The 10446-nt window shown below is 70.2% G+C and carries 8 protein-coding genes and 1 pseudogene; 2 read left to right on the plus strand and 7 right to left on the minus strand.

Annotation, left to right across the window (positions count from 1 at the left end; all coding sequences use genetic code 11):
- The 6 genes and pseudogenes from ABZ281_RS20905 to galU form a co-directional block, all read right to left on the minus strand.
- A pseudogene (locus ABZ281_RS20905) lies at positions 1–587 on the minus strand (hypothetical protein); the annotation flags it as partial.
- A gap of 171 nt (positions 588–758) precedes the next feature.
- On the minus strand, positions 759–1379 hold the full coding sequence (locus ABZ281_RS20910; protein ID WP_356657534.1) for a GNAT family protein: 621 nt from the start codon (positions 1377–1379) through the stop codon (positions 759–761).
- A 23-nt stretch (positions 1380–1402) separates the two neighbouring features.
- The gene (locus tag ABZ281_RS20915; protein ID WP_030845000.1) at positions 1403–1903 is read right to left on the minus strand and encodes a MogA/MoaB family molybdenum cofactor biosynthesis protein; all 501 of its coding nucleotides are present in this window, start codon (positions 1901–1903) and stop codon (positions 1403–1405) included.
- Complete coding sequence (moaC, locus tag ABZ281_RS20920) at positions 1900–2409, minus strand: cyclic pyranopterin monophosphate synthase MoaC (RefSeq protein WP_356657522.1); 510 nt, start codon at positions 2407–2409, stop codon at positions 1900–1902. Before moaC ends, ABZ281_RS20915 begins: the two co-directional genes overlap by 4 nt.
- 85 nt (positions 2410–2494) lie before the next feature.
- Positions 2495–3832, minus strand: a complete 1338-nt coding sequence (glp, locus tag ABZ281_RS20925) for a gephyrin-like molybdotransferase Glp (RefSeq protein WP_356657524.1) — start codon at positions 3830–3832, stop codon at positions 2495–2497.
- Between the two features lie 4 nt (positions 3833–3836).
- Positions 3837–4760, minus strand: a complete 924-nt coding sequence (gene galU, locus ABZ281_RS20930) for a UTP--glucose-1-phosphate uridylyltransferase GalU (RefSeq protein ID WP_356657526.1) — start codon at positions 4758–4760, stop codon at positions 3837–3839.
- A gap of 168 nt (positions 4761–4928) precedes the next feature.
- On the opposite strand from galU, the gene ABZ281_RS20935 reads away from it, so the two are divergent.
- A complete protein-coding gene (locus tag ABZ281_RS20935; protein ID WP_356657528.1) occupies positions 4929–5477 on the plus strand; it encodes a 5-formyltetrahydrofolate cyclo-ligase in 549 nt (182 codons plus the stop codon).
- A gap of 58 nt (positions 5478–5535) precedes the next feature.
- Here ABZ281_RS20935 and ABZ281_RS20940 read toward each other — a convergent pair whose 3' ends face one another.
- Complete coding sequence (locus tag ABZ281_RS20940) at positions 5536–8364, minus strand: penicillin acylase family protein (protein ID WP_356657530.1); 2829 nt, start codon at positions 8362–8364, stop codon at positions 5536–5538.
- Positions 8365–8602: 238 nt separating this feature from the next.
- Between ABZ281_RS20940 and ABZ281_RS20945 the strand changes: the two genes are divergently transcribed.
- Complete coding sequence (locus tag ABZ281_RS20945; protein ID WP_356657532.1) at positions 8603–10132, plus strand: potassium/proton antiporter; 1530 nt, start codon at positions 8603–8605, stop codon at positions 10130–10132.
- The last annotated feature ends 314 nt before the right edge of the window (positions 10133–10446 follow it).

Here is a 10446-nt window from a genome sequence, read left to right on the forward strand (position 1 = left end):
GGCACGCCGGGGGCCCACAGGACCGTGAGTCCCCCGACCGCGGCGACGATCGCGCCGAGGGTGAAGGCGAGGAACAGCATGGTGGTGGTGCGCCGACGGCGTGCGAGCACCTTCGAGCGCCGGGCTCGCGCCGCGGCCGCCTCGTTCGCCTGCGCCGAGGCGTTGCGCCGGGCGGCGGACACCCGCTCCCGGGGACGCCCGGAAGCCGCCGCGTTCGGGGCCGGCGACTGGCGGGCGGAGGGTTCGGGGACCGCCGGCCGGGCCTGCGGCTCGGGGGCGGGCGACGGTACGGGTGCCTGGGTCTGCGGGCGGGTCTTGGACACGGCGAAGGCCCGGACGTCCACCGATTCGGTGGCGGCGTCCAGGTCTCCGGCGCCCTGCTCCCCCTCGTCGGTGGAGCGCGCCCGCAGGTCCTTGGCGTACCGGCGCTCCATTCCCGCCCGTCCGGACAGCAGCCGGATGGCGGTGCTGAAGCGTTCCGTCGGACGGGCCTCGTTCAGCTCGTCCTGCCTACGGAGCCACATCGGCACCAAGTAGGCGGCCCAGGCCCCGACAATGACTGCGTAGATGAGGCCGCTGCTGCTCACGCTCACACCGTAGAGGGGTTTGCGTGAGGCCATCCGCCAATTGAGCCGGTGTGTCGCACGATCTGGCTGATATTTCGAACTTTTCTTGTGACCGATGCGATCAGCAGACCACCCAGGCCGGGAATTCATTGCCCTCAGACGGTCACCGGGCGATCAATTTCGAACACTTATTCAATTTCCGGGGTGGCGCCGCATTCCCGGATTACTCTGCGATCGTGCCCGGTGCCAGCGCCTGAGCAACCCGTCCGGGACCTCTTCCGCCGTGAGGGCGAAGACGAGATGGTCGCGCCAGGCCCCGTCGATGTGGAGATATCGCGGCCGCAGCCCCTCCTCGCGGAATCCGAGTTTTTCCACCACCCGGCGGCTGGGCCCGTTCTCCGGGCGAATGCAGACCTCGATGCGGTGCAGTCCGACGGTGCGGAAACAGTGGTCCGTGACGAGTGCCACCGCCGTCGGCATGACGCCGCGTCCCGCCACCGACTCGTCGACCCAGTAACCGACGTGGCCCGAGCACATCGAGCCCCAGGTGATGCCGGCGACCGTCAACTGCCCGACCAGCCGCCCCTGGTACTCGATGACGAAGGGGAGCATCCGGCCCGCGTTCGCCTCCGACCTCAGGTGGCGGACCATCTGGCGGAAGGTGGGGCGGTGCGTCATCGGCCCGCCGGGCGTGGGCGGGGGGATCGTCGCCTCCCAGGGACGCAGCCAGTCGCGGTTGCGCCGGTTGACCTCGCGCCAGGGCCGCTGATCGCGCAGCTTTATCGGCCGGAGGACGATGTCGCCGTCCACCAGCTCCACGGGCCAGGATGGGCTGTTCAGCTCGCACCGCCGCTGCCGGGTCTGGGGTGGTCGCCGCCCCGGAGCTGCTCGACTGCGTGCACGAGCAGCGGCTCCAGAACGGCGAGGCCGTCCTTCACACCGCCGCTGGAGCCGGGCAGATTGACGATCAGCGTGCCGCCCGCCACTCCGGCCAGGCCCCGGGAGAGCGCCGCGGTCGGCACCTTCTCCCGGCCGAACGCCCGGATGGCCTCGGCGATGCCCGGCACCTCGTGGTCGATCACACGGCGGGTCGCCTCGGGAGTGCGGTCGGTGGGCGAGATGCCCGTGCCGCCGGTGGTGACGATGACGTCGTAGCCGGCGTCGACACCGGCGCGCAGGGCCGCCTCCACGGGGTCGCCGTCGGGGACGACCTGAGGGCCTTCGACCTCGAAGCCGAAGCGCTTCAGGCCGTCGGAGATCATCGGGCCGCCCTTGTCCTCGTAGATCCCGGCGGCGGCCCGGTTCGAGGCCGTGACGACGAGAGCGCGGTAGGTCATGCCCGGCTCCAGTCGCCCGACTTGCCGCCCGTCTTCTCCTCCACCCGTACGTCCGTGATGACCGCTCCCTTGTCGACCGCCTTGACCATGTCGATCACGGTGAGCGCGGCGACGGAGACCGCGGTGAGGGCCTCCATCTCGACACCCGTGCGGTCCGTGGTCTTCACGGTGGCCAGGATCTCCACGGCGTCGTCCGCGACCGACAGGTCCAGTTTCACACCGGACACCGACAACGGGTGACAGAGCGGGATCAGGTCGGGGGTGCGTTTGGCGCCCATGATCCCCGCGATCCGCGCGGTGGCGAGGGCGTCACCCTTGGGGACACCCTCGCCGCGCAGCAGCTCGATCACGCGGGGCGAGACGAGAACACGTCCGCTGGCGCGTGCGGTGCGCGCGGTCACGTCCTTCTCCGACACGTCGACCATACGGGCGGCACCCGCCTCGTCGATGTGCGTCAGATGGTCCGGCGTACGGCCGTTCGGCGGGGATGGGTCCTGCGTGCTCATGCTGTGTGGCGCTCCCGGTCCGGGCCCGTCGCGGTGCGGCGCACGGGCCTGTTGTGCGCGACACGGTACCCCCAACCAGCGGCTCTCAGCCGAGCAGGACCACCTCGACCTCGGTGCCGGGCTCGACGGAGACGGTGTCCTCGGGGACGGCGATCAGGGCGTCCGCGTGGGCGAGGGCGGCCACCAGGTGGGATCCGGCGCCGCCGACCGGGGTGACCTTGCCGTCGGCGTACGTGCCGCGCAGGAACTGGCGGCGGCCCTTCGGTGAGGTCAGCGCCCTGTCGGCGGTCAGCGTCGCCCGGGTCGTGGGGCGGTGGACGTCCTGCAGGCCCATGAGGGTGCGGATCGCGGGGCGGACGAACAGCTCGAAGGAGACGTACGACGACACCGGGTTGCCGGGCAGGGCCAGCAGCGGGGTGTGGTCGGGGCCGATGGAGCCGAACCCCTGGGGCTTGCCGGGCTGCATGGCGAGTTTGCGGAAGTCGATGCCGCTGCCGGGCTCGTCCTCGTCGGCGACGTGCGAGAGCGCCTCCTTGACCACGTCGTACGCACCCACGCTCACCCCGCCCGTGGTGACCATCAGGTCGGCGCGGACCAGCTGGTCCTCGATGGTGGAGCGCAGGGTCTCGGCGTCGTCGGCGACGGCGCCCACGCGGTAGGCGATGGCACCGGCGTCCCGGGCAGCGGCCGTGAGGGCGAAGCTGTTGGAGTCGTAGATCTGACCGGTGCGCAGTTCCTCGCCGGGCTGGACGAGTTCGCTGCCGGTGGAGACCACCACCACGCGCGGGCGCGGGCGTACCCGGACGGTGCCGCGGCCGATCGCGGCGAGCAGGGCGATCTGAGGCGGACCGAGGACGGTGCCGGCCTCCAGGGCGCGATCGCCGGCCTTGACGTCGCTGCCCTTGGCACGCTCATGCGCGCGAGCCTCGGCCGGGCGGTACACCTGCACGTGACCGGTGGCGCCCTCGGGGCCGAGGCTGCGGGCGGGCATGCCGCGCACCGGGCCCTCGCCGAGCCCGCCGTCGGTCCACTCGACGGGTACGACCGTCTCGGCGCCGGGCGGCAGGGGGGCGCCGGTCATGATGCGGGCGGCCTGGCCGGGGCCCACGCGGAGCAGTTCGGCCTGGCCCGCGGCGACGTCCCCGACGACCTCCAGGGCCGCCGGGTACTCCTCGCTCGCGCCGGCGACGTCCGCGACCCGTACCGCGTATCCGTCCATCGAGCTGTTGTCGAAGGGCGGCAGGGACACCGGCACCGTGACGTCCTCGACGAGGACGCAGCCCTGGGCGTCGAGCAGCTGCAGCTCGATGGGTTCCAGGGGCCGGACGGTGGCGAGGATGTCCTCCAGGTGCTCGTCCACCGACCAGAGGTGGTCGGGGCCGAAGTGGTCCTGGCCGGTGACGTGGGGCGCGGCGCTGCTCAACGTGCTACATCTCCTCGGCTACGTAACTGCGAAGCCAGGTCCGGAAGTCCGGGCCCAGGTCTTCACGTTCGCATGCGAGTCGGACAATGGCACGCAGGTAGTCGCCGCGGTCGCCGGTGTCATAGCGGCGGCCCTTGAAGACGACGCCGTGCACCGGGCCGCCGGTCTTCTCCGCGGCGGTAGCCGCTGATGAATACGTCTCGGCGAGCTGCTGGAGGGCGTCGGTGAGCTGGATCTCGCCGCCGCGGCCGGGCTCGGTCCGGCGCAGTATGCCGAAGATGTGCGGGTCGAGGACGTAGCGGCCGATGATGGCGTAGTTGGAGGGCGCGTCCGCCGGGTCGGGCTTCTCGACGAGGCCGCTGACCTGGACGACGTCACTGTCCTCGGTGGTCTCCACGGCGGCACAGCCGTAGAGGTGGATCTGCTCGGGGGCGACCTCCATGAGCGCGATGACGCTGCCGCCGCGCTGCTCCTGGACCTCGACCATGCGCTGCAGCAGCGGGTCGCGGGGGTCGATGAGGTCGTCGCCGAGGAGGACCGCGAAGGGCTCCTCACCCACGTGCGGGGCGGCGCACAGGACGGCGTGGCCGAGGCCCTTGGGGTCGCCCTGGCGGACGTAGTGCATCGTCGCGAGGTCGCTGGACTCCTGCACCTTGGCGAGACGGCCGGCGTCGCCCTTCTTCTGCAGGGCCGACTCGAGCTCGTAGTTGCGGTCGAAGTGGTCCTCGAGGGGGCGCTTGTTGCGGCCCGTCACCATGAGGACGTCGTCGAGACCCGCGGCGACGGCCTCCTCGACCACGTACTGGATCGCGGGCTTGTCCACGACCGGCAGCATCTCCTTGGGAGTGGCTTTGGTGGCCGGTAGGAACCGGGTGCCGAGGCCTGCTGCGGGAATGACAGCCTTGCTGATCCGAGGGTGCTGAGTCATGTCCGCCACCCTATCCGGTGCCTTTGGACGGAATCTGTGGCTCCGGTTCATAGGCGCTCACATGAGCGTATTGCCATAGTACGGGAGCAACCATTGAGGCCTATCGCACATCCGGGCGAGCCTGACAAGCGGAGTTTGCGGCGCGAGATCCTCGCGGCGAGGAACAGGTTGACGGCGGATGACCTGCGGGAAACGTCGGCCGCACTGGCCGGGCGGGCGCTGGAGCTGCCCGAGTTGGGGCGGGCCGGAACGGTGGCGGCGTACGTCTCGGTGGGGAGTGAACCGGGGACCCGCGCGCTCCTGGACGCGCTGCACGCCCGGGGGGTGCGCGTGCTGCTGCCGGCCCTGCTGCCCGACAACGACCTCGACTGGGGCCCGTACGAAGGCGAGGGGTCCCTGGCCCGGGTGCAACACGGCGGCAGGATGGCCCTCTTCGAACCTCCGGGCGAGCGCCTCGGGCCGGACGCCGTGACCACCGCCGGCGCGGTGCTGCTGCCCGGACTCGCGGTGGACGCGCGCGGCATGCGGCTCGGGCGGGGCGGCGGCTCGTACGACCGGGTCCTGGCACGGCTGGAGCGGGCGGGCGCTCATCCCGCCCTGGTGGTGCTGCTGTACGACTCCGAGGTCGTCGAACACGTCCCGGAGGAGCCGCACGACCGGCCGGTGCACGCGGTGGCGACTCCGTCGGGCGTACGACGGTTCCCCCGGGAGCCGTGACGCGAAGCGGCCCTCCACGCACGCGTGGAGGGCCGCTCGTCCTACTGGTGTCAGTGGCTCACGGTTTGAGCACCAGCTTGTCGCTCGTGCTCTTCTCGACCGCCTGGTCCGAGAAGGCCCACGGCAGCAGCTCACCGTCGGCCCACTTGTCGGTCTGGTCGACGTAGTGGGCGCTGTAGGCGTGCCCGGAGGCGCCGGTGAGATTGATCCACTTCGACTTGTCGAGGTCGCCGAGGTTCACCACCATCCGCATGGACGGCACCCACACCACCCCGTAGCCGCCGGCCGCGTTCCAGCCGGTCGCGTTGACCGTGGCCTCGCCGCCGCCGAGCTCCCAGGGGCCGCGGTTGAGGGCGTACTGGATGAAACCGGGGCCCGAGGTGCCGAGGGTCTGGTTCTTCAGGAACAGGCGGTGCAGCCGGCCCCAGCTCCAGGAGTCGATGTCCTTGCCGAGCTTGGCGGTCAGCTCCCAGCGGGCGTCGATCATGGCCCGCTTGAACAGGTCGTCACGGTTGTCGGCGCCGGGGCGGCTCTTGCTCACCTTGGGCGTCTTCCACCAGTCGCTGTCCGGCTGGCTCATGAGCCCCCGGACCACCTCGAACCAGCGGTCGCCACCGTCCGGCTGCGCCTGGTCGGGGTCGCGTTGGCCGCACTCGCGGACCTTCTCCGCCTCGTCGGCGGGGCCGGTGGTGTTGACCGGCTCGACCCACAGGCACTGGCCCTTGGGACGCAGCTCCTTGGGCAGCTTGTTGCCGAAGGCGAGCTTGAGGACGTTGCGCCAGACCGCGTTGAAGTAGGCAGCTGCCGCGGAGTCGGCGTCCTGGGTGTAGTCCCAGCCCTCCAGGAGCTTCTGCGCCTCGCGGACGTCCTTGTTCCCGGGGTCGATCTTCAGCAGCGTGGGCACCAGCAGCCGGGCGATCTCGCTGCTGTTGTCCAGCTGCATCTGGCGCATGTCGTCCGTGGAGATCTTGCCGCCGTCCTTGATCTTCGACTGGATCAGGTCGGTGATCCGCTGGCTGCGCGCGCCGTAGCCCCAGTCCGCGGTGAGCGTGTACGGGTACTTGTCCGAGTCGATCACGGCCTGGTTGGCGGTGACGATGTAGCCGCGCTCCGGGTCGTACTCGTAGGGCAGCGCGTCCTGCGGGATGTAGCGGGTCCAGCGGTACTCGGGGTCCCAGCCGGGCGCCGGGATGGAGCCGTTGTCGCTCTTCTCGCGCATGGGGATCTTCCCCGGCAGCGTGTAGCCGATGTGGTTCTCGCTGTCGGCGTAGATCAGGTTCTGCGACGGCACCTCGAACTGTGAGGCGGCCTTGCGGAAGTCGGTCCAGTTCTTCGCCTTGTCCATGGCGAAGACGGCGTCCATGGTGGTGCCGGGCTGCAGGGCGGTCCAGCGCAGCGCGACGCCGTAGCCGTCGCCTCTGTCGGGCGCGGCGGTGTCGACGGCGGCCTTCTTGCCGACCCTCACGAGCTCGTCGTCGCGGTCGGACAGCAGAGGCCCGTTGTTGGTCTCCCGGACGACGATCTTCTTCGGCTCGCCGCCGGCGACCTTGATGGTCTCCTCGCGCGTCTGGAAGGGCTTGACCTTGCCGTCGTACAGGTAGCCGTTGCCGGTGATCTTCTCCAGGTAGAGGTCCGTGACGTCGACGCCGGAGTTGGTCATGCCCCAGGCGATGTCCTGGTTGTGACCGATTATCACGCCCGGCATCCCGGCGAAGGTGTAGCCGCTGACGTCGTACTGGCACGTGCTGGAGACGCTGCGGCAGTGCAGGCCCATCTGGTACCAGACGGACGGCAGGGACGGCGACAGGTGCGGGTCGTTCGCCAGCAGCGGCTTGCCGGAGATGGTGTGTTTCCCGCCGACGACCCAGGAGTTGGAGCCGATGCCGTCGCCGTTCACGCCGACGGCCGGCGGGAGGTCGTCCAGGACTCGGGTCAGGCCGCCGAGCTGGCTGTCCAGGCCCGCGGTGCCCGAGGCGCCGGAGGCGGTGCCGCTCGTACCGGCCGTGCCGGAGGCGGTGCCGCTCGTGCCGGAGCCACCGGATGCCGTGCCGGTGGAGGTGCCGCCGGTTCCGTTCGTCCCGGAGGTGCCGCTCGTGCCGCCCTGCTGGAACGCCCCCGCCAGTTCGCTGTACTGGCCCTCCTGGACGATCGCCTTGTTCCGGCTGTACGGGTACTGCGGGTACAGGTCGGCGATCTGCTTCGGGCCGAGGCGGCTGGTGAGCAGGGCGCGGTCGATCTCGTCCTGCATGTTGCCGCGCAGGTCCCAGGCCATCGCCTTCAGCCAGGAGATCGAGTCGACCGGGGTCCACGCCTGCGGCTTGTAGTCGTTGGTGAAGCCCAGCGCCGCGTACTCCAGGGAGATGTCCTCGCCGTCCTTGCCCTGGAGGTAGGAGTTGACTCCCTCGGCGTAGGCCTGAAGGTACTTCTTCGTGGTGGCCGACAGCTTGGTGTCGTACTCCTGCTTCGCGACCCGGTCCCAGCCGAGGGTGCGCAGGAACTCGTCGTTGTCGACCTGGCTCTTGCCGAACATCTCCGAGAGCCGCCCGGAGGCCATGTGGCGGCGGACGTCCATCTCGTAGAACCGGTCCTGCGCCTGGACGTAGCCCTGCGCCATGAACAGGTCCGCGTCGGAGGAGGCGTATATCTGTGGGATGCCGTAGTTGTCGCGTTTGACCTCGACGGGACCCGAGAGGCCCTTCAGTGTGAGGGTGCCCTTGGTCTGCGGGAAGGAGGCCCGGACGGTACTGATGGACCAGTACGACCCGTAGGCCACGCCTCCGATGAGGGCCAGCACCAGGACGAGCACGATAAGTCGGGCTTTGCGCCCCTTTCTCCTGCCGGACTTGCCGGGCTGCTGACCCGTGGAGGCGGTGGTATTGGGGGGCATCGCTGTCCTTGCTGTCCTAACGCGAGCGGCAGGTTCGGCTGTGCTTTTAACTGAGCGCTGGAGCAACGATAGGCGCAGGGCCTTGCGCCCCTTGACGCGGAGTCGGGAACCGGCACGGACGGACGTTCGATCTCGCCCCCGCAAGCGTCAAGAAATCGTCAAGAGTTAGGTAAGGTAACGAAGTAGTTGGCGCGGTGCGCCACAGCGTCATGTGCGATGTACGTGAGCCCACGCGCGGGTGCGTGCGGGCCAGGGAAGGATTCGGCCGCTGACTGTTCACCACCTCAACCAGCTCCTGCTCGTCTGCTCGCTCGTCCTGCTCGTCGCCGTCGCAGCGGTACGGATCTCCTCGCGCAGCGGGCTCCCCAGCCTGCTCGTGTACCTGGGGATAGGCGTCGCCATGGGTCAGGACGGCGTGGGCGACATCCACTTCGACAACGCCGAACTGACCCAGGTCATCGGATACGCGGCCCTGGTCGTGATCCTTGCCGAGGGTGGTCTGGGCACGAAGTGGAAGGAGATCAAGCCGGCCCTGCCCGCCGCCACCACACTGGCACTGGCCGGTGTCGCGGTGAGCGTCGGGGTGACGGCGTCGGCCGCGCACTATCTGATCGGGCTGGAATGGCGGCAGGCGCTCATCATCGGGGCGGTCGTCTCCTCGACCGACGCGGCGGCCGTGTTCTCCGTGCTGCGCAAGATCCCCCTGCCCGCGCGCGTGACGGGCACGCTGGAGGCGGAGTCCGGCTTCAACGACGCCCCGGTGGTCATCCTCGTGGTCTCCCTGTCCACGGCAGGGCCGGTCGAGCACTGGTACTCGCTGCTGGGCGTGATCCTGCTGGAGCTGGCCATCGGCGCCGCCCTCGGCATAGCGGTGGGCTGGCTGGGCTCCCTGGGACTCCGGCACGTGGCGCTGCCCGCGTCCGGCCTCTACCCGATCGCCGTCATGGCGATCGCCGTGGTCGCGTACGCGGCGGGCGCACTGGCCCACGGCAGCGGCTTCCTCGCGGTGTACCTCGCCGCGATGGTGATGGGCAACGCGCGACTGCCACACTGGCCGGCCACGCGCGGGTTCGCCGACGGGCTCGGCTGGATGGCCCAGATCGGCATGTTCGTCCTGCTCGGCCTGCTGGTCACGCCGCACGAGCTGGGCGACGACATCGTGCCCGCGCTGGTCATCGGGCTGGTGCTGACCATGGTGGCGCGGCCACTGAGCGTCGTGCTGTGCCTGTCGCCGTTCCGGGTGCCCTGGCAGGAGCAGATCCTGATGTCGTGGGCGGGGCTGCGCGGGGCCGTGCCCATCATCCTGGCGACCATCCCCATGGTGGAGGGCGTCGACGCCAGCCGCCGGATCTTCAACATCGTCTTCATCCTGGTCGTCGTGTACACCCTGATCCAGGGTCCGACGCTGCCCTGGCTGGGCCGCAAGCTGCGCCTCGGCGACGGTTCGGAGGCCGCCGACCTCGGCATCGAGTCGGCGCCGCTGGAGCGACTGCGCGGGCACCTGCTGTCCGTGGCGATCCCCGACGGATCGAAGATGCACGGCGTGGAGGTGGCCGAGCTGCGGCTGCCGCACGGCGCGGCCGTGACGCTCATCGTGCGCGGGGGCGAATCGTTCGTCCCGCTGCCGACGACGATCCTGCAACGAGGGGACGAGCTCCTGGTGGTCGCCACGGACCCCGTCCGGGACGCGACCGAGAGCCGGCTGCGCGCCGTGGGACACGGCGGCAAACTGGCCGGATGGCTGGGGACGGACGGGGCGGGTCGATAACGGGGGTTTTGCACCCTTTGCGATTCACAGGGCGGACCGGCCCATGGTGCTCACTTTCACAGGCACGCCCCACCTTGATCCCTGTACGATGAAGGCGTTACCCAGATCGAACCAACTCTGCCTGACGCAGAGCTGGCGCGACCGTATGGCGGTCGGGACACCCCTCCTCACCGGGCCCCGGCATCTACCGCAGTTCCGCGCAAGAGGACAGCTCTCGGCGCCGCCCACTATGGGGCCGCGCTACCAGGCGGCAGAAAGGCACGGGCCGTGGCGTCCACGGTCACCTCGAAGGCGTCGGAGAACCCGACGGCTTC

Source organism: Streptomyces sp. NPDC006265, from assembly GCF_040613555.1.
GTDB lineage: Bacteria > Actinomycetota > Actinomycetes > Streptomycetales > Streptomycetaceae > Streptomyces.

Excerpts from the sequence above, each read along its gene's own strand:
- ABZ281_RS20915 (WP_030845000.1), bottom strand. The coding sequence starts at position 1,903 with ATGACCTACCGCGCTCTCGTCGTCACGGCCTCGAACCGGGCCGCCGCC.
- moaC (WP_356657522.1), bottom strand. The coding sequence starts at position 2,409 with ATGAGCACGCAGGACCCATCCCCGCCGAACGGCCGTACGCCGGACCAT.
- galU (WP_356657526.1), bottom strand. The coding sequence starts at position 4,760 with ATGACTCAGCACCCTCGGATCAGCAAGGCTGTCATTCCCGCAGCAGGC.
- ABZ281_RS20940 (WP_356657530.1), bottom strand. The coding sequence starts at position 8,364 with ATGCCCCCCAATACCACCGCCTCCACGGGTCAGCAGCCCGGCAAGTCC.